This is a genomic window from Arthrobacter sp. Z4-13 (genome assembly GCF_054792705.1).
Map to the genome: position 1 here is coordinate 1,379,139 of NZ_CP096459.1, position 22,725 is coordinate 1,401,863.

Genomic DNA, 22,725 nt, shown 5'->3' on the forward strand with positions numbered 1-22,725 from the left:
CTATATGAACGAAACCGGGCGCCCGCAGGATTTTCCACTCTCCAACCCCCGAGCAGATCGGGTAAGGGATGTGGCAAAACTTGCAGGGCGCCCGGCCCGTTTAAAGCGCGGCCAGTTCCTGGCTGAGGGTCCACAGGCAGTCCGCGAAGCGCTAAAGCTCCACCAGCAGCGCCTCGCCGCCGGGGTCCCCGGATTGGTCACTGAAGTGTTCGCAAGCGCTGCCTGCCTGGACCGGTATCCGGAGTTCGAGGAGCTGTCCGAAGGGACGAACGCCCGGCTTGCCACCGACGACGTTTTGGCCGCCATGGCAGATACCGTCAACCCCCAGGGCATCATCGCCGTGTGCCGCTTCCTGGACGTCACGCTCGAAGAAGTGCTCGACGCCGGTCCCCGCCTGATCGCCGTCCTGTGCCAGGTCCGTGATCCAGGCAATGCCGGAACCGTACTGCGCGCGGCAGACTCCGCCGGAGCCGACGCAGTGGTGCTCACTGGCTCCAGCGTTGACATTTATAATCCCAAGGCCGTCCGCTCCACAGCGGGATCCCTGTTCCACCTTCCCGTTGTACTGGGGGCGGACGTCAGCGACCTCGCTGCGGCATGCCGCACCCGCGGCATTGGCATCTTGGCGGCGGATGGCTACGGCACCCTCAACCTTGATGCTTTGCAGGACGAGAACGCCCGGCGCCGGCTAACGGGTGATGGCACTGCCTCAGAGTACGACCTGGAAAATCCGACCGCCTGGCTGTTCGGCAATGAAGCCCAGGGGCTGTCCCAGGAGGAGCTCGACCTGGCTGACCACAGAGTGGCGGTGCCGGTTTACGGTGCTGCCGAAAGCCTCAACCTTGGAACTGCAGCCACGGTCTGCCTTTACGCCAGTGCCCGTTCGCAACACCTGCCGGCCAACCTTTCGTCATAGCGATCCCTGGAATACGTGCAGCGGGGGCTTGGAGTCTGTCGCAACCAGATCCTGCTGCTGGTAGGCGGCAAGAAGGCACAACGGGCCGCCAGTGAGGAGCATCCTTTCGGTTACGGCCGGGAGCGCTCCGCTCGTCGACGGGGGAGCAGATCGCCAGGGAGATCGACAGCGCCGAAGCGCGCATCCGCGCCGCAGTCCCCATAGCCCGTGTCATCTACTGGAGCCCGACCTGCACCGGGCCGCTGCCGGTGACGCCGACGCGGCCGGCAGCTGTGGCGCTGCAGCACTGAGATAACCACAAGCCGGGAAGCCGTTGGCGCCCTCCCGAACAGGGATCAGGCCGCCAGCGGTTTTTTGCGTTCCAGTACTCCGCTGGCTACCGCAACGCCCAGTCCCAGGACTGCCAGGCATGCGCCCACCAGGGCGGGGGCCACGTAACCCCATCCCCAGGCGATGACCAGGCCGCCCAGGAAAGCGCCCAGGGCGTTGGCCACGTTCAGGGCGGCGTGGTTCAACGATGACGCCAGGGACGGCGCATCGGGGGAGGCGTCCAGCAGGCGGGTTTGCAGCGCCGGTATAAGCATGGACCCGGCGGCGCCCACCACGAAGACCATCACCAGCGCTGACCAGGGCCAATGAGCGGCGATGGCGTACACCACCAGGGCTACCGCGATGGCAGGCAGCACGCTGTATAGGGTGCCCATGACGGATCTGTCGGCGATCCTGCCGCCTATGACGTTGCCGGCCACCATGCCCAGGCCGTAGAGGGCAACCACCAGTGGAATCAGCGTGGACGGAAGGCCAGCCACCTGCGTCATGGTGTGGGAGATATATGTGTACGTGGCAAAGAAACCGCCAAAGCCCACGATGCCGATCAGGATGGCAAGCCACACCTGGAGCCGTTTCAGCGCCCCGAGCTCGCGACGGATGCTCGCGTCCGGATGGGCCTCGTGGAAGGGAACAAACCGCCAGATCAGCATCAGGGTCAGGACTCCGAGGAAGCCGACAAGGATAAAGAGCAACCGCCAGCCGTAGGCCTGTCCCACCCAGGTTGCCGCCGGTACGCCAATGACGTTTGAAATGCTCAGGCCTGCCATCACCATGGAGATGGCCCAGCCACGGCGGGTAGGCGGAACAAGTGACGCGGCGATGACCGCGGCAACGCCAAAGAATGCTCCGTGCGGCAGCCCGGCCGCGAAGCGTGAAACCAGCATGGATCCGTAGTCGGGGGCCAGGAAGGACGCGAGGTTGGCGATGGTAAAGAACAGCATGAGGCCGAGCGCCAGGTTCTTGCGGGGAAGCTTGGCGCCGACGGCGGCAAGCAACGGTGCGCCGACCACCACTCCCAGCGCGTAGGCGGAAATGAGGTGCCCGGCTTCGGGGGTGCTGATGCCAAGGCCCTGCTCCACTTCCTTGAGCAGGCCCATCATGGTGAACTCGGTGACCCCAATTCCCACCCCGCCCATGGCGAGGGCGACGATGGCCATGGCGACGTTGGGGAAGGGAGTGCTTTTTGCCGTGGGTGACTGTAGGACGCTGCTCATGTGCCTGCTTTTCGAAGTGCTGGAGAGTCAAGGTAGGGCTGCAGCCACGGCAGTGGGGCTGGATTAAGCCTGGACCACCGGGAAAACCCCTGGCGGGACGCAGGTATTCCCGCGACGTGTAAAGAGTGCCGGGGTCCTTCCATTGTCCCCCATAGAATGGGGCGGTGACTGGACTGATACAGGTGGTGGGCGGTGCCTTGGTTGACCGCATCCACGAACCTTCCATGCTGCTCGTGGCCCGCCGCAGTGCGCCGGAAAAGCTCGCCGGCCTCTGGGAGTTCCCGGGCGGCAAAGTGGAACCTGACGAGGAACCGGAGGCTGCGCTCTGCCGCGAGCTGACCGAGGAACTGGGAATCAGCGTTCGGCTGGGTGCAGAAATTCCAGCGGACGCCCCGAACGGCTGGCCCCTGAATGACCGGGCCAGTATGCGGGTGTGGTTCGCGGAAATCGCCGAGGGTGAGCCGCAGCCCCTCGAGGACCACGATGAAATCCGGTGGGTATCACTGGACAACCACCACGAGGTCCTTGGCCTGCCGTGGATTCCAGCCGATTTCCCCATTGTGCGGGCTCTGCTGGCGGCACTGGCCTTACCGGCAGAAGGAGCCCGCTCCTAGAAGAGCGTCGCTTGTCCCGCTGGCCCTGACGGGCTGGACGCCGGGCTGAATTCCGTGTGGCCCAATGCTGGCTGCAGCGTTCCCGCAGGTGACAGAGCAGGGATGACGCCGGCCGGGTACTCTGCTTCCTCACCGCGGGGATCGTCCAGGTCGCGGTGGCTGAAGCCGGACGAGTGGGAAAAACCGTGCCTTGCCTTGAAGTAGCGGACTTTCCCGGCGAGCCAGGTGCGGTATTCCTTTGACGCGTAGGAGCCGGTTCCGTAAAGGCGCCGGTAGCGCCCCGCGAGGCCGGGATGGTTTGCGGCGATCCACTTCATGAACCATTCCCTGGTCCCGGGCTTCAGGTACAGCGCACCGGCGGTTACCCCCGTGGCTCCGGCGGAAGCGAGCGAGGCAAAGAGCGAATCCAGGGCTTCATCGCTGTCCGAAAGCCACGGCAGGATGGGCATGGCCATCACCCCGCAGGGGAGCCCGGCCTCACGAAGCCTGGACACAAGCTTAAGCCGTGCCCGCGGCCCGGGCGTGCCCGGCTCCACGGACTCGGACAGCGCTTCGTCGGTCATGGCAAGTGAGATGCCGAGGCCAACCGGCACCTGGCTGGCTGCGCTCTTCAGCAGGGGGATGTCCCTGGCCAGCAGTGTTCCCTTGGTGAGGATGGACAGGGGAGTGCCGGACTCAGCAAGGGCATTGATGATCCCGGGCATGAGCTGGTAACGGCCCTCGGCGCGCTGGTAGGGGTCCGTGTTGGTGCCCAGGGCCACCTGCTGGCGGGTCCAGGACGGTTTGGCCAGCTCCTTCCGAAGGACCTCGGCCGCGTTGACTTTCACCACCACCTGGCTGTCGAAATCCAGCCCGGCGTCGAAATCAAGGTAGGTGTGGGTCTTCCTCGCGAAGCAGTACACACAGGCGTGGCTGCAGCCCCGGTAGGGGTTGATGGTCCACTCAAAAGGCATCCGTGAACCGGCTGGAACCTTGTTGAGCACAGATTTGGAGTTGACCTCGTGGAAGGTGATTCCAGCGAAATCGGGTGTGGTCACAGACCTGACCAGGCCGGCGAGCGGAAGCAGTGCGGGCGGTGCGCCGGCCGCATCAGTTTCTGCCGGCGGCGGCATCAGTGCTTGGGCATCCCATCTCATAGCTCCTATTCGAATCTATGTTCGAATCGAAGTCAAGCATGCACGGCCGAAAGGGCCCGGATTTGCTGGCCTACGCGCCGGCCCGGAGCTCCCAGACCACGCTGATTGCCGCGGTCACCACTGAATCTCCTGCCTCCACGGCGACGGATTCCACAGACGCCGCCCGCTGCATCCGGGCCACCGGCACCGGATTGTTGACCGGGATGTTGTCCGCTAGGGAAAGCACCCGCCCCAAACGGGCCGAGGCAAGCTGGGCGTACTGCTGTGCTGTACGCAATGCGTCCAGCCAGGCAGCCTCCCGTGCACGCGCCCGTACCGCGGCATCGTCGCTGAAGGTGAGCTCCAGGCCGTTCAGCCGGACGTCGTTGCCGCCCGCATCAACGGCGTCAGAAATTGCGGCGGAGGCGGAACCGAGGGCCCGCAACCTTACGGTGAGAGTGCTGGCTGCAACGTACCCGGTGACACGTTGTCCTTCGCCTTCCCTCCACACGAGGTCCGCCCGCACGTTGAGGCCAGTGGTGCGGATGTCGGCTCCCTCTACTCCCTGCCGGCGGAACGCCGACGCAACGGCTTCGGAGCTGGTGCCCGCCCGGGAGTAGGCAGCCTCCACGGAGTCGGCCCGGCACTCCACGCCGATCGACACCACCAAGAGGTCAGGGGCAGCCTCCGCCGAACCGGTAGCGGTGACACTGACAGTGCCGGACCCATTGCCACCGGACCCAGCGCCAATGGACCCAGTGCCGCCGGGGTTATCCCCGCCAGGCCCGACGCCGGCGCCTGCTTCATCACGCCCGGGTTCCGTGTCCATGGGTCACGCCTCCACTTCAGATGGGCGCCGAGGCCGGCGGCGGTCCAGGGGCGCAGGATATCCGCCGGCTGCCAGCCCCGCGCTGCGTTCAAAGACATTGCCGGTGCCCGGATTGCCGGTACGGATCAAGGACCAGCCTGCGGCGAGAAAGTAAAGCGGGAGGAAAGGAATGCCGAGGCACCAGGCGTATTGGGAACAGTGTTTTTCCTCGTGTCCCAGCAGCGCCGGGCGGGAGAGCAGGTCAGCGGCAGTGCAGCGGCACAGGACCACGTTTCCGAGGGTGAACGCGCCGGCGAACGGCAGGCGCCACCGGTATCCCGCTGCGATAATCAGGCCCCGCGGGCCCCTGCTGACTTTCGTCCGCGCCGCGGCGGCCACGGCGAGGCCCAGGACTGTGCTGCCGTTGATTGCATTGGCGGCCAGCCGCAACCGCTGGTGGACAGTCAGGTGCAGGCGGGGTGCCGAAACCAGCCGTGGTGTCATGAGGACATGGTAGCCGGGGGGTTCAATTAGACTGGAAGGCAGTGGCCGCCGGATTTCCCGGTATGCCCTGACCTGGTCATTGAATGAACCGATATTCGCACGTGAATTAAGGTCCTTCATCCATGACCTGCCAGTGACGGACGCGCCGCCGGGAAACCGTGCAGGCTGCCCTGTTCACCGGCAGCCACGACTCGTAGCTAAGAACAGTAGATGACTGAAACTTTGCCGGGCGCCGCCATTCCGAACCCCACGGATGAAGCCGCCATCACTGCCGCTGTAGACCAGGCCGTCGCCGCCATCGCCGACGCCGCCACCCTTGATGAGCTGAAGGCGGTGAGGCTCGCCCATACCGGCGAGAAGTCGCCGCTCAGCCTCGCCAACCGCGAAATCGGGAAGCTGCCCAAGGACCAGAAGGCCGTTGCCGGGAAGCTGATGGGCGCGTCCCGCGGACGCGTCAACAAGGCGCTCGCGGACCGCACGGCAGAGCTGGAAGCGGAAAACGACGCCCGGATCCTCCTCGAGGAGACCGTTGACGTCACGGCCGCCCCCCGCCGTCGTCGTGCCGGTGCCCGGCACCCCCTATCCACCCTCCAGGACCGCGTGGCGGATATCTTCGTAGGCATGGGCTGGGAGATCGCGGAGGGGCCGGAAGTCGAATCGGAATGGTTCAACTTCGATGCCCTGAACTTCAAGCCGGACCACCCGGCCCGCGAGATGCAGGACACCTTCTTTGTGGAACCGCCTGAGGCCCACCTCCTGATGCGCACCCACACCTCCCCGGTGCAGGTCCGCTCCATGCTGGAACGTGAGCTGCCCATCTACGTCCTTTGCCCCGGCAAGGTGTTCCGCACGGACGAGCTGGACGCCACGCACACTCCGGTGTTCCACCAGTTCGAGGGCCTGGCCATCGACAGGAACCTCAGCATGGCTGACTTGCGCGGCACGCTTGAGCACTTTGCCCGGCAGATGTTCGGCGACGAAGCCCAGATCCGGCTGCGCCCCAACTACTTCCCGTTCACCGAGCCGTCCGCCGAGCTGGACATCTTCCACCCCGGCGCCAAGGGTGGCCCGCGGTGGATCGAATGGGGAGGCTGCGGCATGGTCAACCCCAACGTGCTCCGCGCCGCAGGCATCGACCCGGACATTTATTCAGGTTTTGCCTTTGGCATGGGCATCGAGCGCACCCTGATGTTCCGCAATGAGGTGGGGGACATGCGCGACATGATCGAAGGCGATGTACGTTTCAGCGAGCACTTCGGGATGGAGATCTAACAGTGCGTATCCCAATTTCCTGGCTGCGTGAATTCGCAGAGGTACCGGCCGGAGCAACGGCCGAAGACGTTATGGCTGAACTGGTCAAGGTGGGTTTTGAAGAAGAGGACGTCCACCGCCCCACGGACACCCTCCAGGGCCCTATCGTGGTGGGCCAGGTCCTGAGCCTGGTCAAGGAACCGCAGACCAACGGCAAAACCATCAACTGGTGCCAGGTCCGTGTTGTCCCCGAGGGCCAGGAGCAGACCCTCACGGGCAAGGGCATCGACCCGTCCGGCGTGCAGGGCATCATCTGCGGGGCCCACAACTTCGTTGAGGGCGACAAGGTGGTGGTCACGCTTCCGGGCGCAGTACTGCCGGGGGATTTCCACATCTCCGCCCGCAAGACCTATGGCCACCTCTCTGCCGGCATGATCGCCTCAGTCCGCGAACTTGGCATTGGCGAGGACCACGACGGCATCCTGGTCCTGTCCCGCATCGGGCTGGACCCCGAAATCGGCACCGACGCCATGGAGCTCCTGGGCCTCTACGACCAGGCGGCGGAAATCAACGTCACCCCGGACCGCGGCTACGCCTTCTCCATCCGCGGTGTGGCACGCGAGTATGCGCACGCCACCGGGACCGCCTTCACCGATCCCGCTTCCCGCGTTAAGGCTCCCGCCGCGCCCGCTGGCGGCTACGGCGTCAAAATCAACGACGACGCCCCGATCTACGGCAAGCCGGGCTGCGACCGGTTCGTGGCCCGCACCGTCCGGGGCGTGGATGCCGCCAGGCCCACTCCGCCGTGGATGTCCTCCCGGCTACGGCTGGCCGGCATCCGCTCCATCTCCCTGCCGGTGGACATCTCCAACTACGTGATGCTGGAACTTGGCCAGCCCACCCACTGCTACGACCTGGACAAACTGTCCGGGGACATCGTGGTGCGCCGGGCCCTGGCGGGCGAGAAGATCATCACCCTTGATGACAAGGAACGGGCGCTCGACGCCGAGGACCTCCTGATCACCGACGCCTCCGGGCCGATTGGCATCGCAGGCGTCATGGGCGGGGCGGCCACTGAGGTGGGCGATTCGACGTCGAACATCCTGGTTGAAGCCGCGCACTTCGATGAGGTTTCCATCGGCCGCTCCCGCCGCCGGCACAAGCTGCCGTCCGAAGCTTCCAAGCGCTTTGAGCGCGGCGTGGACTGGCAGGTGGCCGGCATCGCTGCCCAGCGGGTGGTCGATCTCCTGGTGGAGCTGGCAGGCGGCACGGCCGACGAAGCAGGAACCGACGTCGGAACCGCCCCGGACTCCGTCACGATCGAGCTGCCGGCAGCCTTTGCTGCAGCCCGGATCGGCATTGATTTCACCGAAGAGCAGATCGTTACCTCCCTTGAGGACCTTGGCGCTGCCGTGGTGAAGAACGACGGCGGGTGGAGCGTTACTGCCCCGAGCTGGCGGCATGACCTGGAGACCAAGGAGGATCTCTCCGAGGAGGTCGCGCGCCTGGTGGGTTACGACCAGATTCCCGCCACGTTGCCGGTGGCGCCTCCGGGGCGCGGCCTGACACGCGTGCAGCAGCAGCGCCGCCGCCTGATCCAGGCACTGGCTGACGCGGGGCTCACCGAAGTGCTGTCTTACCCCTTCGTGTCCAAGGCCGCCAATGACACCTTCGGGGTGGCAGAACAGGGAGCAGGCCGGACCGCGGTCAAGTTGGCAAACCCAATCAGCGAGGAACAGGGCTTCCTGCGGACCTCGATCCTGCCGGGGCTCATTGAGGTGGCTAAACGCAACCACTCACGCGGCTTCCGCGACCTGGCACTCTTCGAGTCGGGCCTGGTGTTCCTGCCGGCTGAGCGGATGGGCACGGACTCGATCCCGCCCCTCGGCATCAAGCCAACCGATGAGGTGCTGGACGGACTGTACGACGGCGTCCCCGCCCAACCTTTCCACCTTGGTGTGGTCCTTACCGGTCACGATTCCCCTGCCGCGGCGGCACATGCGCCACGGGTGTGGGACTGGGCGGACGCCTTGGACATTGCCCGGCTTGCCGGGGACGTCCTGGGCGTGGAAGTAGTGGTCAGCCAAGGCAGCCACCAGGCATTCCATCCGGGCCGCGCGGCGCAGTTGTCCCTGCGCTCGGGGGAGGTGGTGGGTTACGCCGGAGAGCTGCACCCCAAGCTCCTTGCCGCTTCGGACATGCCCGCCCGCTCGGTTGCCCTGGAGCTCAACGCGGACGCGCTGTTCAGCGCTGCTGCGGACGTCATTGTGGCGCGCCCCATCTCCGGGTTCCCGGTGGCCACCCAGGACGTGGCCCTTGTGGTTCCTGCCGGCGTTCCCGCAGATGAGGTCCTGGCCGCACTCCGCGAAGGTGCCGGCGAATTGCTGGAGGATGTAGCGCTGTTCGATGTCTACGCCGGCAAGGGAATCGAAGAGGGCAAGAAGTCCCTGGCCTTCGGACTCCGGTTCCGTGCCGCCGACCGTACCCTCACGGCCGACGAAGCATCAGCTGCCCGCGAAGGGGCAGTTGCCCTGGCGGCCGCGCGCTTCGGCGCGGTCCAGCGCTAGGCCGGCAGTAGCCCGGTCCCATGGAGTCCAGGCTGGTCCTGCGGGCAGTGGATATTTCTGCCGATATTCACTGTCTGCAGGCAGGCCGCGGTGTCGACGGGCGGCCCGCGCCCGGGCACGCAGAGGCGCTTCGGGCAGCAGCGATGGAGCGGGGTGTAGCCGCACGCTTCCTGGCCGGCAGGGCAGCCCTGCGCAGTTTTGCCGGCAGCCTCCTCGGCATCCCGGCCGCCCAGCTGCAGGCGGCATACTCCTGTCCGCAATGCGGGTCCGGACCCGACGTTTCCCACGGCCGCCCCGGCTTCACGTATCACGGCCAACCGCTGCCCCTGCTGCTGAGCATGTCCCGGGCCGGAGACTGGGTTCTTCTGGCGGGGCTCACATCCCCCATGGCAGGGGAGCGGCTGGGTGTTGACGTGGAAAATCCCGAACGGCTTGGCTTCGAGGACTTTGATGATGTGGCACTGGCTGCGGCGGAAAAGCCCGCCGTTGCCGGACTCCAGGGAGCCGCGCTGCTCCGCGAACGGGCGCGGCTGTGGACCCGGAAAGAAGCCTGGCTCAAAATGACCGGCGATGGACTCCGGACGGACCCCCGGGAAGTGGCGGTCCTGGAGAGGCCGGGGTTGACGGACCTACCGCCTTCCGCCACCGGACTGCCGGCGTCGCTCGTTGCTGCCGTAGCGGTGGGCCGGCTGCGTTAGCCTGGCCGGGTTCGGCTAGGCAGGCAGCGGCGGAAGCGCCAGTTCAAAGAGCCAGGGGTGGAGCACCGCCTCGGCGTCGATGCCCGCCACGCGGTTCGCCAGCAGCACGAAGTCTGCCGTTGAGACCGATCCGTGGCGGTGGGTCCTGGTCCATTCCTGCAGCAGCGTGAAGAAGGCAAGATCCCCGCACTGCAGTCGGAGCGCATGCAGTGCCAGCGCGCCGCGCTTGTAGACGCGGTCGTCAAACATCAGCGCCGGCCCTGGATCCCCGATCAGCAGGTCCTGTTCCGCAGCGGACAACCCCCGCCAGGCTGACGCCGCCCGCTGGTGGGCGCCCATGACGCCGGCTTCCTCTGACCAGATCCACTCCGCGTAGCAGGCGAAGCCCTCGTGAAGCCAGATGTCGTGCCAGGCTGCCACGGTCAGGGAGTTGCCAAACCACTGGTGCGAGAGCTCATGGGCGATAAGCCGCTGGGACTCCCATTCCGGGCCGAGGTGGTTCCTGCCCAGGATCGACAGCGATTGGGCCTCCAACGGGATCTCCAGAACGTCATCAGTGACCACCACGGTGTAACCCGGGAAGGGGTAGGGGCCGAAGCGCCGCACGAACGCCGCCATCATGTCATGCTGCCGGTCCAGCCCGGCTTCCGCCGCATGAGCCAAGGCCGGGGGGACGGCAACGGTCTGCACCACGCCGCCGGCAGAACCGTCGTCGAGTACCAGGACGTCATACCTGCCGATCTGTACAGTTGCCAGGTACGTGGCCATCGGCTCTTGTTGCTCGTAGGTCCAGGTCTCCCTGCTGGACCCGCGCGTATGGGCGACCAGCACCCCGTTGCAGACGGCCCGGTAGTCCGCGTCTGTGGTGACCGAGATGCGGTAGCCGGCCTTGTCCCGGGGGTGGTCGTTGCAGGGGAACCAGGACGGGGCGCCGTTGGGCTGTCCTGCCACAAGCACGCCGTCGGTCAGTTCTTCCCAGCCCACTTCGCCCCACAGGCCGCGGTGGGGAGCAGGATTGCCCCCATAACGGACATCCACGGTGAAACCCTCGCCGGGAACCAGGGCTGTTTCCAGATGCACCACCAGTTGCTCTGCCCGCTGGGAAAAGCGGCGCACGCGGCGGCCGTTAAACTGCACTTTGACTGCCCGAAGCCCCACCAGGTCAAGCACCACAGCGGAAGCCGCGCGGTTGGCCACCGCGTGGAGCAGCGCCCTGCCGTTCAGCCGGTTGCTTGCAAGCCTGTAATCCAGCTCCAGTTCGTAGCGGGACACGCTGTAGGCGTCGGTGCCGTGGTGCGCCACATAGGGGTCAGACCACGGGGCGGGTCCGGGCTCGCGGGTGGAGGTTCCGCGGACTGATTCTGGCGAGCTCATAAGGGGAGTGGCCTTAACTAACTACTGTTGGTGGACGGCGGCGGTGTTGCTGAAGGTGTTGCCAGGGCGCTTCATTTCACCCGCGGCAGGGCCGGCCCGGCCCAGGGGCTGACGGGGTTGCCCATCCAGTAGGTCGCAGCCGGTACTGTTTCCCCGCGCATCACCAGCGACGCGGGGCCAACTGTTCCACCGGAGCCGATCCGTGCCTGCGGGAGGATGACACCATGCGGCCCCATCGTTGCGCCGTCTTCGAGCGTAACAGGGCCGATGCTCATGATGCGGTCGTGGAACAGGTGGGTCTGCACCACGCAGCCCCGGTTGACGGTGGAGTTCGCGCCCAGGGAAACGAGATCGGCCTCCGGCAGCCAGTAGCTTTCGCACCACGTCCCGGGTCCGATTTTGGCACCGAGGGCACGCAGCCACCAGACAAGGGCGGGCGTGCCGGTGGCGGCGCGGGCGAACCAGGGTGCGCTGACCATCTCAATGAAGGTGTCCACCACTTCGTTGCGCCAGATGAATGAACTCCACAGGGGGTGTTCACCGGCCTTGATCCGGCCTATGAGCAGCCATTTGGCCGCCACGGCACTGCCTGCTGCCACTGCCCCTGCCAGGAGCATCACCAAACCGCCGAGCACAGCAGCCACGGCATAACCGTTGGCCGAGGCCAGCCAGTCAAAGGCCAGCAGGACGCCGGCGGCCAGTCCAACCGTCAGCACCACGGGAATGAACCGGCAGGCTTCCCACAGCGCCCGGACGATTTTGAGCCGGCGCGGCGGCTGGTAGGTGAGTGAGTTGTCTGACGCGATAGCAGTGCGGCGCAACCGGACGGGAGGGCTTCCCAGCCAGGACGTTCCGGACTTGGCTTTCGACGGCGTTGCCGAGAGCACGGCCACCAGTGAGTTCTTCGGAACGTTGCGGCCCGCTCCGGTCATTCCCGAGTTGCCGAGGAATGACCGCTTGCCGATCTTGGCCGGTGCGATCCGCAGCCAGCCTCCCCCGAGCTCGTAGGAGGCCACCATCGTGTCATCGGCGAGGAATGCACCCTCGCCCACTGTGGTCATCTTGGGCAGCAGCAACACGGTGGATGCTTCTACGTTCTTGCCGATCTTTGCTCCCAGCAGGCGGAGCCAGACAGGTGTGAAGAGGCTGGCATAGATGGGAAACAGCAGGTCCCGGGCCAGGTCCAGGACGCGTTCCGTAGCCCAGACCTGCCAACCGATCCGGCTCCGGACACGGTAGTAGCCTTCGCGCAGGCCCAGCCCCAGCAGGCGGGTGGTTCCCAGGATCAGGAGCAGGTTGGCGGCGAACCAGGCGAGGGCGGCGAGAGGCAAGGAAGCCAGCAGGGGAAGCCAGGCCGCCGACAGGGAACTGTTGCCCCTGATGAACAGGAAAACCACCAGGCAGGCAGCTCCTGCGGAAAGGTAGGGAATCATGGCCAGCAGGGTGCTGGCGGCGGCGAAGGCCGTAAACCAGAGCCTGGCCAGTAACGAACTGGTGACGGGCTGGGCCGGCCAGTGATGTTTCGCTTTTCCGCGGCGTTCTGCCGGGGAGCCGGCCACAACCTGGCCTGTCTTGACCTTGCCGAGGACTGCCGAACCGGGCTCCACCTGCCCGCCGGCTCCGATGCTGGCACCGGGCATCAGGGTGCTTCGGGCGCCCACCGTTGCCCCTGCGCCGATGCGGATGGCTCCAATGTGCACGTTGTCACCGTCAATCCACCACCCCGAAAGGTCCACTTCGGGCTCCACGTTCGCTCCGGCGCCCAGCGAGAGAAAGCCGGTGACCGGCGGCAGCGAGTGCAGGTGCACGTTACTGCCGATTTTCGCGCCCAGGGCCCGCGCGTAGTAGGGAACCCAGGGTGCGCTGGCCAGGCTTACCGCTCCCGCAAGGTCCTGGATCTGCTCAGCCAGCCACAGCCGCAGATGGACTTTCCCGGACCTGGGGTAGGTTCCCGACTCAACCTTCCGGAGCAGGAGACGGGCCGCGGCAACCGACAGGCCCATGCGTCCGGCAGGACTGACGAACACCAGCCAGGACGCAGCCACCCACCACCAGGAAACCGTTACCGCGCCGCTGAAACCGGCCAGCCCGGCAAGGAGGTTATTGCCTGCCATCAGGTAGGTCAGCCACCGCATGCCGACGAGAATGTGCAGCGGTATGCCCATCAGCGTTTGGAATACCTGGGACTTGCGGGCGGTGGGCCGGACGTCGCGCGCCTTGGCGGGACCGGCCACGCTTCCTTCCGGCACGGACTGGCGGGCCGTATCGATCAGGGCCCCGACGCGCGGCGTGGCGTAGATGTCCGCCACAGTGATGGTGGGGTAGCGGACCCGGAGCGCGGAAACGAGTTGGGCTGCGGCAAGGGAGCCACCGCCGGCGGCGAAAAAGTCTGCGTCGAGGCTGGTTGCCTTGATCCCGAGGACGGCGCCCCACTGTTCGACGATCCACTGTGCCCCCTCGGGGAGGTTCAGCGGGGCTTTGTCTGCGTCACCGGCGCCGGCGCCGGCAAGGGGCCACGGCAGGGCGTGCCGGTCCACTTTGCCGCTGGTCTTGGTTGGCAAGGAGTCGACGACGGCCAGTAGCGGAACCAGAGCCGCGGGAAGGCTGGCAGCAAGGAGATGGCGCGCAGCGGTCAGGTCCGGCTTCACAGCCCCGGCGGGCGCAAGGTACCCCACCAGGATATGGTTCCCGGCCGCCGTCGTCCGGACGGCGGCCGCAGCGCCGGCGATGCCGGGCAGCGCCTGCAGCGCTGCATCCACTTCACCGAGTTCAATGCGGCGTCCACCCAGCTTGACCTGCTCGTCGGCGCGGCCCATAAAGACGAGTCCCTCGGCTTCATAGCGGACAAGGTCGCCCGAGCGGTAGGCGCGCTGCCAACCGAGAGTCGGAAAGGGCGCATACTTTTCGGCATCCTTGGCCTCGTCCAGGTAACGGGCCAGCCCTACCCCGCCGATGATGAGTTCGCCAACAGCTCCTTCCGGGACCGGAACGCCGTCGCCGTCCACCACCGCCAAATCCCAGCCGTCCAGGGGAAGCCCGATCCGCACCGGCCCGGGACCGCCCAGGGGTGCAGCACAGGCCACCACGGTGGCCTCGGTGGGGCCGTAGGTATTCCAGACTTCCCGGCCGTCAACGGCCAGCCGCTCAGCAAGTTCCGGCGGGCAGGCCTCTCCGCCGAAAATCAGCAGCCGGACGTTTTCGAGTGCTTCGGCGGGCCAGAGGGCGGCAAGGGTGGGGACTGTGGACACAACAGTGATGCCGTGGCTGATGAGCCAGGGGCCGAGGTCCATGCCGGTGCGTACCAGGGCCCGCGGAGCGGGAACCAGGCAGGCGCCGTGGCGCCAGGCCAGCCACATCTCCTCGCAGGAGGCGTCAAAGGCAACTGACAGCCCTGCCAGCACCCGGTCCGAAGTTCCGATGGGCTCCGCCGCCAGGAATATCCGGGCTTCGGCATCCACGAAGGCGGCCGCAGAGCGGTGCTGCACTGCAACGCCCTTGGGGGTTCCCGTGGAGCCGGAGGTGAAGATGACCCAGGCGTCGTCATCTGCCTCCGCTGTCCGGGGTTCCGGGAACGGCGAGGGCCTGGTGCCGTTCAACGTCACTCCGCTTTCCGTGACGACGGCGGCGACGCCGGCTTCACCGAAAACCAGCCGGGCCCGTTCCTCGGGATCATCCGCGTCCACAGGAACATAGGCAGCCCCAATGAGCATGATGGCCAGGATGGAGATGTACAGCCTGTTGGTGCCGGAGGGGATGCGGACGCCGATCTTGTCCCCGGCGCCGAGCCCGGCCAGGTGCATCTCCCGGCCGGCCGAGCGGACGGCCGCCAGCAGTTGGGCATAGCTCAAGGACTCCCGGCCATCATCGAGGGCGGAGGCATCCGGGTGACGTTCCGCCGTGTCCTGGAGGATGTCAACCAGCGTCCTTGCCGGGGGAGTGGCGGCAGACCCGGCCAGCTGCGGCTGGTAGCGGGGCCCGGGTCCGGGGAAGCCGTCGGTTGCAAGGATGCTGCTTTGTTGCTCGGTCACCAATGCAGTGTGCTGGGAGAAGGTGAACGGAAAGTGTCTTGGTTTGCCGGCTGTCCATCCGTTATTCGGAAGCTGTTCAATGCGTGTTGGGCAAACGTGTCCCGGAACTGCGCCTGCATCCCTGGACTGCTCCTATGGAATCAGGACAACCTTGCCGGTGGTGCGGCGCCCTTCAAGGTCGCGGTGCGCCTGGGCGGCCTCCGCCAGCGGATACTGGGCGCCAATCCGGACTTTGAGGCTGCCGCCGGCCGCGGCGGCGAAAATCTCGTCCGACCGCCAGCGCCGTTCCTCCACATCCTGCAGGTAGTGGGCCATGGTGGGTCTGGTCAGGAAAAGCGAGCCGCCTGCGTTCAGGCGCTGCGGGTCCACCGGCGGGACGGGGCCTGAAGCTGCGCCGAAGAGGGCCAGCATGCCCCGAACGTGCAGGGCGCTGAGGGAACCGTCAAAAGTGTCCTTGCCCACGCCGTCATACACAACGTCAACGCCCTTGCCGTCGGTGAGGTCCCGCACGGCCTCGCCAAAGCCGTCGTACCGCAGGACGTGATCCGCCCCGGCGCCGAGCGCGAGGGCTTCCTTCTCGTCCGTGGATACCGTGGTGATGACCCGCGCGCCCTTGGCCTTGAGGAGCTGAATGAGCAGCAGTCCCACCCCGCCTGCGCCGGCGTGCAGCAGGACGTTGTGGCCGGCTTCAACCTTGAAGGTGGAATTCACGAGGTAATGGGCGGTCAGGCCCTGCAGGGGGAGGGCGGCTGCGGTGGCATCGTCCAGTCCTTCCGGCACGGGCAAGGCTTTATCCTGGTCCACCAGGGCGTAGCCGGCGTAGCAGTCGGCGCCCTCAGCAGTGGCTATCCTGTCCCCCTCCGCGAATTCGGTGACCCCTGCCCCAAGACCCACCACCGTTCCCGCTGCTTCAGAGCCCGGGGTGAAGGGATACTGGACCTTGTACACGCCGCTGCGCTTGTAGGTGTCGATGAAGTTCACGCCGGCTGCCGCTACCTGGATCAGCAGTTGCCCGGGGCCGGGAACGGGCAGCTCAACCGGAACGTAGGACAGGACTTCGGGTCCACCGGCTTGCCTGGCGACAATGGCGTGCGTCATGGGTTTCCTTCCGCGGGCGGGACTCTCCCGGCCCGGTTCACCCATCCTAGGCGTCAGGGTTGGAGGGCGGGCGGCGGTAGTTTGCGCGTCGTGCACCGGAAAGGTGTCTCTGTGCATAAATATCGGAGATAGTGAATACTTTTACTGTAAGGTGGAAACCATGACTATTACTGTTGCAGTCTCAGGCGCCAGCGGTTACGCCGGCGGAGAGGTGCTCCGCCTCCTTGCGGGTCACCCGGATGTGACCATTGGAGCAATCACGGCGCACAGTAACGCGGGTTCGCGCCTGGGCGCGCTGCAGCCCCACCTGCACGGACTTGCCGGCCGGATCCTTGAGGACACCACCGTGGACAACCTCTCCGGCCACGACGTCGTCTTCCTCGCGCTGCCGCACGGCGCCTCCGCCGACATTGCCGCCCAGCTTCCGGAAGGAACGGTGGTGATCGACGCCGGCGCCGACCACCGCCTGCAGGACCCGGCAGCGTGGGAGAAATTTTACGGCTCAGCCCACGCCGGCACCTGGCCCTACGGCCTGCCCGAACTGCCGGGACAGCGTGAAGCCCTCAAGGGCGCAAGCCGCATCGCCGTGCCCGGCTGCTACCCGACGTCGGCCCTGCTCGCCCTGGCGCCCGGGTTCGCCGCCCAGCTCCTCCAGCCCGACGACGTCGTGATCGTTTCCGCCTCCGGCACCTCAGGTGCGGGCAAGGCAGCGAAGGTCAACCTGATCGGCGCCGAGGTCATGGGCTCCATGAGCCCCTACGGCGTTGGCGGCGGCCACCGCCACACCCCCGAGATTGAGCAGGGTCTGTCCAATGCGGCAGGGGAGCAGGTAACAGTTTCCTTCACGCCCACCCTTGCACCCATGAGCCGGGGGATCCTCACCACGGCCACGGCAAAAGTGAAGCCGGGAACCACTGCCGAACAGCTGCGCCAGGCGTGGGCCGAGGCCTACGACGACGAGCCGTTTGTGCACCTCCTCCCGGAGGGCCAGTGGCCGGCCACCAAGTCCGTCCAGGGATCCAACCACGCCGCCATGCAGCTGGCCTTTGACCCCCACACCGGCCGGGTGATTGTGACCTGCGCCATCGACAACCTCACCAAGGGGACCGCCGGCGGCGCCGTCCAGTCCATGAACATCGCACTCGGCCTGGCGGAAACCGCCGGCCTTGACCTGCAGGGAGTAGCCCCGTGACCATTACCGCACCCCGCGGCTTTCGCGCCGCCGGCGTTACCGCCGGGCTTAAGGCCTCCGGCAACCCGGACCTTGCCCTGGTGGTTAACGATGGGCCCACCAAGTCTGCAGCCGCCGTATTCACCAGCAACCGGGTGGCTGCCGCCCCTGTCCATTGGTCCCGCCAGGTGGTTTCGGACGGCCGGGTGGACGCCGTGGTCCTGAACTCCGGCGGAGCGAATGCCTGCACCGGACCCACCGGCTTCCAGAACACCCACAGCACCGCCGAAAAAGTGGCCGAAGTGCTCGGCATCTCGGCCGCCGATGTTTTTGTCTGCTCCACGGGCCTGATCGGCGAGCAGTTGCCCATGGACAAGATCCTTCCGGGCGTGGAGGCCGCCGCCGCTGCCCTCAGCACTGATGGCGGACCTGCCGCCGGCACCGCCATCATGACCACCGACTCGATTCCCAAGGCGGCGCTGTTTATCGGCACCGACGCAGACGGCCAGGAATTCACCATCGGCGGCATCGCCAAGGGCGCCGGCATGCTGGCGCCCGGCCTCGCCACCATGCTGGTGGTCCTCACCACGGACGCCACCGTGGAAACGGAAATGCTCGACCTAGTCCTCCGCGACTCCACCCGCGTCACCTTTGACCGGGCGGACTCCGACGGCTGCATGTCCACCAATGACACGGTGGTCCTGCTGGCCTCCGGTGCCTCCGGCGCCGTGCCCTCCGCCGAAGCCTTCGGGGCCGGCCTCACCCAGGTGTGCGCCGAACTCGCCCGCAAGCTGATCGGTGACGCAGAAGGTGCCAGCCACGACATCGCCATCCGCACCTTCAATGCCGCCAGCGAGGCCGACGCCGAAACCGTCAGCCGCTCCGTTGCCCGCTCCAACCTCTTCAAGGCAGCCATCTTCGGCAAGGACCCGAACTGGGGCCGGGTGCTCTCCGCCGTCGGCACCACCGACGCGGCGTTCGAGCCGGACCAGCTCAACGTGGCCATCAACGGAATCCAGATCTGCCGCAACGGCAGCATCGGTGATGACCGCAGCCTGGTGGACCTGGAGCCTCGCGAGGTTCTGGTGGAGATCGACCTGCAGGCCGGTGACGCAGAGGCCACCATCTGGACGAACGATCTTACCCACGACTACGTGCACGAGAACAGCGCCTACTCCAGCTAGGAGCCCCCGCGCCCCGGCAAAAACCGTTGTGGAAAGTGACAGCATGAACACCCAGACGCGTGAAACCACCAGCATGTCCGACGCCCAGGACAAGGCAGCCACCCTGATTGAGGCCCTGCCTTGGATCCAGCGGTTCGCGGGCACCATCATGGTGATCAAATACGGCGGGAACGCCATGGTCAACGACGACCTCCGGCGCGCCTTCGCGGAGGACATCGTGTTCCTCCACCACGTAGGCATCCACCCGGTGGTGGTCCACGGCGGCGGCCCGCAGATCAACTCGATGCTGGGCCGGCTTGGCATCGAGTCCGAATTCAAGGGCGGCCTCCGCGTTACCACCCCTGAAGCCATGGACGTGGTCCGGATGGTCCTCACCGGCCAGGTGGGACGCGAACTGGTGGGACTGATCAATTCCCACGGTCCCTACGCGGTGGGCATGTCCGGAGAAGATGGCGGCCTGCTGCGCGCGGTCCGGACGGGGACCGTGGTGGACGGCCAAGAAGTGGACCTTGGGCTGGTAGGCGAGGTGGTGGGCGTCGACCCCGCCGGCATCGTGGACATCCTTGAGGCCGGCCGGATCCCCGTGATCTCCACGGTTGCCCCGGAGATCGTGGACGGCGGAGACGGCGTGCCCGGCACGGCGCGTTTCCAGCCCACCGGCCAGGTCCTCAACGTCAACGCGGATACCGCGGCGGCAGCGGTCGCCTCGGCACTGGGCGCCTCAAAGCTGGTCATCCTGACCGACGTCGAAGGCCTGTATGCGAACTGGCCGGACAAGTCCTCGCTGATCTCCTCCGTCACGGCCTCGGAGCTTCGGGACATGCTGCCCAGCCTCGAATCGGGCATGATCCCCAAGATGGCCGCCTGCCTCAAGGCCATTGATGAGGGAGTGGAGCGGGCGCACATTGTGGACGGGCGCCTGCCCCACTCCATGCTGCTGGAAACATTCACGACGGCGGGCATCGGCACCCAGGTAGTCCCGGACGAGGAGATCAACGGATGAACACCATGGAGAATCTCGACAAGCTCGATCACCGGAGCCCGGTGACAGAACTGGTGGAGACCACAGGCCACGCCGGATCCGAATGGCTGGCCCGCTACTCCACCTCACTGATGGGCGTGTTCGGCACTCCGCAGCGGGTCCTGGTCCGCGGCGCCGGCTGCCTTGTGTGGGATGCTGACGGGAAGGAATACCTCGACCTGCTCGGCGGCATCGCCGTGAACGCGCTGGGGCACGCCCACCCGTTTGTCACGTCCGTGATCTCCAGCCAGCTCGCCACGCTGGGCCACGTCTCCAACTTCTTCACCAGTCCCACCCAGATTGCGCTGGCCGAAAAGCTCCTGGCCCTCACCAGCGCGCCTGCCGGTTCCAAGGTGTTCTTCACCAACTCCGGCACCGAGGCCAACGAAGCCGCTTTTAAGCTGGCCCGCCGCAATGGTGATCCTGCCGGCACGGGCCCCCGGACCAAAATCATCGCCCTCGAAGGTGCCTTCCACGGCCGGACCATGGGTGCGCTGGCACTGACTGCCAAGGAGGCGTACCGCGCACCGTTTGAACCCTTGCCCGGCGGCGTGGTGCACATTCCGTTCGGCGACATCGCGGCCCTCGAAGCCGCAGTGGACGAAACGGTTGCGGCAGTCTTCCTCGAGCCCATCCAGGGTGAAGCCGGCGTCCGTCCTCTGCCGGCCGGGTACCTCCGGGCAGCACGGGAACTGACCACCAAAGCGGGCGCCCTGCTGATCCTCGACGAGGTGCAAACCGGCATCGGCCGCACAGGCAAATGGCTGGCCAGCGAGGACGCAGGCATCGTGCCGGACGCTGTCACCCTGGCAAAGGGCCTGGGCGGCGGCTTCCCGATCGGCGCGCTCATCACCTTCGGTGGCGAAACGTCGTCGTTGCTGTCCGCCGGCCAGCACGGCACCACCTTCGGCGGCAACCCGGTGGCGACAGCGGCTGCCCTTGCTACGATCCATGCCATCGAAAGCCAGGACGTCCTGGCCAACGTGGCAAAAGTCGGGGAACATCTGCGCTCCGCACTGGCGGCCATCCCGGGCGTCACCGAAGTCCGTGGCGAGGGCCTGCTCATCGGCTGTGACCTGGACGCGGACGTCGCCCCGGCAGTGGTGCAGGCGGGCCTCGACGCCGGCTTCATCGTCAACAGCCCGGGGCCCCGCACCATCCGCCTGGCGCCGCCGCTGGTCCTCAGCATCGCCCAGGCAGACTCCTTTCTCGCCGCCTTTCCGGCCATTCTCCAGACAGCTAAGGACGCCCAGTGACAACAGCCACCAGCGCTACCCGGCACTTCCTCAAGGACACGGACCTCAGCCCAGCCGAACAGGCCGAGGTCCTGGACCTCGCCGTCCGCATGAAGGCCGCGCCCTACAGCGTCCAGCCCTTTGCCGCGGACGGCAACGGCCGCAAGACCGTGGCCGTCATTTTCGACAAGACCTCTACCCGGACCCGGGTCTCGTTCGCAACGGGCATCGCCGATATGGGCGGCAACGCCCTCATCATCAACCCGGGTGAGGCCCAAATCGGCCACAAGGAATCCGTGGAGGACACCGCCAAGGTCCTGGAGCGCATGGTGTCCACCATCGTGTGGCGCACGGGTCCGCATGCAGGCCTGGTGGCCATGGCGGAAAACTCCAGCGTTCCCGTGATCAATGCGTTGTGCGACGACTACCACCCGTGCCAGTTGCTTGCTGACCTGCTGGCGGTGAAGGAGCACAAGGGCGACCTCAAGGGCCTCACCATGACCTACCTTGGGGACGCGGCCAACAACATGGCCAATTCCTACCTGCTGGCAGGCGTGACGGCCGGCATGCACGTCCGCATCGCCGGTCCCGAGGGCTACCTTCCTGCCGAGGCAATCGTGGCTGAAGCCGAGGAGCGCGCTGCCCAGACCGGCGGCTCGGTACTGGTCACCACCGACGCCGGGGCCGCACTGAAGGGTGCCGATGTGGTCGCAACAGACACCTGGGTGTCCATGGGCCAGGAAGCCGAGAAGGAAGCCCGGCTGCGGCTGTTCCGCGAGTACACGGTGGACGAGGCGGCCATGGCGCACGCGGCGGAAGACGCCGTCGTGCTTCACTGCCTGCCCGCCTACCGCGGCTATGAGATTTCGGCGGGCGTCATTGACGGGCCGCAGTCCATCGTCTGGGACGAGGCCGAAAACAGGCTGCACGCTCAGAAAGCCTTGATGGCCTGGCTGATGCACCGCTCGGGCCTGGCATTCGTCGATGGCCTTTCCCCCATTGAAGGCACCGGGGAGAGCACTTTCTAGTGTCCGTCCAGCCGGCGTCGCCGGGCTCCAGCCCCGCCACCAAAACAGCCCGCCAGGCGCGCATCATTGCCATCCTGACGGGGGAGTCCGTGCGTTCGCAGGCGGAGCTGGCAGCTTTGCTGGCGGACGACGGCGTCCAGGTCACCCAGGCGACGCTGTCCCGGGACCTCGTGGAACTCGGCGCGGTCCGGGTCCGCGGCAGGGAGGGCGTGCTGGTGTACGCCGTTCCCGGCGAGGGCGGCGAGCGGGCCGCCAAAAGCGGGATGAGCCAGGAGATCCTGGACGCCCGGCTGGCGCGGCTGTGCAGCGAACTCCTGGTCACGGCGGAGGCCTCGGCAAACATCGCCGTGCTCCGCACCCCGCCGGGCGCGGCCAACTTCCTGGCGCTGGCGATCGACCACTCGGTGATGCCGTCCATCCTGGGGACCATCGCCGGGGACGACACCGTGCTGCTGGTCTCCCGCGACCCGAACGGCGGCCAGGACCTCGCGGCCAGGTTCCTGCAACTGGCTGAAGAAGCCGGGCAATAAGCTTGAAGACAACATCTACAACCCCAATCACAAGGAGCA

Annotated in this window: 18 protein-coding genes; 11 read left to right on the plus strand and 7 right to left on the minus strand. The window is 66.6% G+C overall.

Annotated features, from left to right (window positions below):
* The first annotated feature begins 4 nt into the window (after positions 1–4).
* Positions 5–916, plus strand: coding sequence for a TrmH family RNA methyltransferase (locus M1E07_RS08160; protein WP_461189740.1), 912 nt, complete (start codon positions 5–7; stop codon positions 914–916).
* Between the two features lie 335 nt (positions 917–1,251).
* Here M1E07_RS08160 and M1E07_RS08165 read toward each other — a convergent pair whose 3' ends face one another.
* Positions 1,252–2,460, minus strand: a complete 1,209-nt coding sequence (locus M1E07_RS08165) for an MFS transporter (RefSeq protein ID WP_461189741.1) — start codon at positions 2,458–2,460, stop codon at positions 1,252–1,254.
* 164 nt (positions 2,461–2,624) lie between these two features.
* Between M1E07_RS08165 and M1E07_RS08170 the strand changes: the two genes are divergently transcribed.
* Positions 2,625–3,074 (plus strand): (deoxy)nucleoside triphosphate pyrophosphohydrolase, encoded by a 450-nt coding sequence (locus M1E07_RS08170; RefSeq protein WP_461189742.1) that lies wholly within the window; start codon positions 2,625–2,627, stop codon positions 3,072–3,074.
* On the opposite strand, the gene M1E07_RS08175 is transcribed toward M1E07_RS08170, so the two are convergent.
* The 3 genes from M1E07_RS08175 to M1E07_RS08185 all read right to left on the minus strand — a co-directional run bounded on the left by M1E07_RS08175 (position 3,071) and on the right by M1E07_RS08185 (position 5,501).
* The gene (locus M1E07_RS08175) at positions 3,071–4,210 is read right to left on the minus strand and encodes an Rv2578c family radical SAM protein (protein WP_461189743.1); all 1,140 of its coding nucleotides are present in this window, start codon (positions 4,208–4,210) and stop codon (positions 3,071–3,073) included. The genes M1E07_RS08170 and M1E07_RS08175 overlap by 4 nt on opposite strands.
* 70 nt (positions 4,211–4,280) lie before the next feature.
* Complete coding sequence (locus tag M1E07_RS08180; protein ID WP_461189744.1) at positions 4,281–5,018, minus strand: SIMPL domain-containing protein; 738 nt, start codon at positions 5,016–5,018, stop codon at positions 4,281–4,283.
* A gap of 3 nt (positions 5,019–5,021) precedes the next feature.
* Positions 5,022–5,501 carry a hypothetical protein gene (locus M1E07_RS08185; RefSeq protein WP_461189745.1) on the minus strand — a complete coding sequence of 160 codons (480 nt, stop codon included), beginning with the start codon at positions 5,499–5,501 and terminating at the stop codon, positions 5,022–5,024.
* 210 nt (positions 5,502–5,711) lie between these two features.
* On the opposite strand from M1E07_RS08185, the gene pheS reads away from it, so the two are divergent.
* The 3 genes from pheS to M1E07_RS08200 are packed head-to-tail and all read left to right on the plus strand — an operon-like array spanning position 5,712 to position 10,017.
* Positions 5,712–6,773 carry a phenylalanine--tRNA ligase subunit alpha gene (pheS, locus tag M1E07_RS08190; protein ID WP_461189746.1) on the plus strand — a complete coding sequence of 354 codons (1,062 nt, stop codon included), beginning with the start codon at positions 5,712–5,714 and terminating at the stop codon, positions 6,771–6,773.
* Between the two features lie 2 nt (positions 6,774–6,775).
* Positions 6,776–9,319, plus strand: coding sequence for a phenylalanine--tRNA ligase subunit beta (gene pheT / locus M1E07_RS08195; protein WP_461189747.1), 2,544 nt, complete (start codon positions 6,776–6,778; stop codon positions 9,317–9,319).
* 20 nt (positions 9,320–9,339) lie between these two features.
* A complete protein-coding gene (locus tag M1E07_RS08200) occupies positions 9,340–10,017 on the plus strand; it encodes a 4'-phosphopantetheinyl transferase family protein (RefSeq protein ID WP_461189748.1) in 678 nt (225 codons plus the stop codon).
* Between the two features lie 15 nt (positions 10,018–10,032).
* Here the strand turns inward: M1E07_RS08200 and M1E07_RS08205 are convergent, their stop codons facing one another.
* The 3 genes from M1E07_RS08205 to M1E07_RS08215 all read right to left on the minus strand — a co-directional run bounded on the left by M1E07_RS08205 (position 10,033) and on the right by M1E07_RS08215 (position 16,517).
* The gene (locus M1E07_RS08205) at positions 10,033–11,391 is read right to left on the minus strand and encodes a M1 family metallopeptidase (RefSeq protein WP_461189749.1); all 1,359 of its coding nucleotides are present in this window, start codon (positions 11,389–11,391) and stop codon (positions 10,033–10,035) included.
* 71 nt (positions 11,392–11,462) lie between these two features.
* Positions 11,463–15,419, minus strand: a complete 3,957-nt coding sequence (locus tag M1E07_RS08210) for a Pls/PosA family non-ribosomal peptide synthetase (protein WP_461189750.1) — start codon at positions 15,417–15,419, stop codon at positions 11,463–11,465.
* Positions 15,420–15,551: 132 nt separating this feature from the next.
* Positions 15,552–16,517 carry a quinone oxidoreductase family protein gene (locus M1E07_RS08215; protein WP_461189751.1) on the minus strand — a complete coding sequence of 322 codons (966 nt, stop codon included), beginning with the start codon at positions 16,515–16,517 and terminating at the stop codon, positions 15,552–15,554.
* A 160-nt stretch (positions 16,518–16,677) separates the two neighbouring features.
* Here M1E07_RS08215 and argC point away from each other — a divergent pair, with 160 nt between their 5' ends.
* From argC to M1E07_RS08245, 6 genes are read left to right on the plus strand one after another with little or no spacing between them, the layout of a single operon-like run.
* Positions 16,678–17,709: an N-acetyl-gamma-glutamyl-phosphate reductase gene (argC, locus tag M1E07_RS08220; RefSeq protein ID WP_461189752.1), complete on the plus strand. Its 1,032-nt coding sequence runs from the start codon at positions 16,678–16,680 to the stop codon at positions 17,707–17,709.
* Entirely contained in the window at positions 17,706–18,872 is a 1,167-nt protein-coding gene (gene argJ / locus M1E07_RS08225; RefSeq protein WP_461189753.1) for a bifunctional glutamate N-acetyltransferase/amino-acid acetyltransferase ArgJ, read from the plus strand. Before argC ends, argJ begins: the two co-directional genes overlap by 4 nt.
* Before the next feature lie 43 nt (positions 18,873–18,915).
* On the plus strand, positions 18,916–19,875 hold the full coding sequence (gene argB / locus M1E07_RS08230) for an acetylglutamate kinase (protein WP_461189754.1): 960 nt from the start codon (positions 18,916–18,918) through the stop codon (positions 19,873–19,875).
* Positions 19,872–21,149 (plus strand): acetylornithine transaminase, encoded by a 1,278-nt coding sequence (locus tag M1E07_RS08235; RefSeq protein ID WP_461189755.1) that lies wholly within the window; start codon positions 19,872–19,874, stop codon positions 21,147–21,149. The genes argB and M1E07_RS08235 overlap by 4 nt, the downstream gene beginning before the upstream one ends.
* The gene (gene argF / locus M1E07_RS08240; protein WP_461189756.1) at positions 21,146–22,156 is read left to right on the plus strand and encodes an ornithine carbamoyltransferase; all 1,011 of its coding nucleotides are present in this window, start codon (positions 21,146–21,148) and stop codon (positions 22,154–22,156) included. The genes M1E07_RS08235 and argF overlap by 4 nt, the downstream gene beginning before the upstream one ends.
* Positions 22,156–22,686: an arginine repressor gene (locus M1E07_RS08245; protein ID WP_461189757.1), complete on the plus strand. Its 531-nt coding sequence runs from the start codon at positions 22,156–22,158 to the stop codon at positions 22,684–22,686. The genes argF and M1E07_RS08245 overlap by 1 nt, the downstream gene beginning before the upstream one ends.
* Positions 22,687–22,725 lie beyond the last annotated feature (39 nt).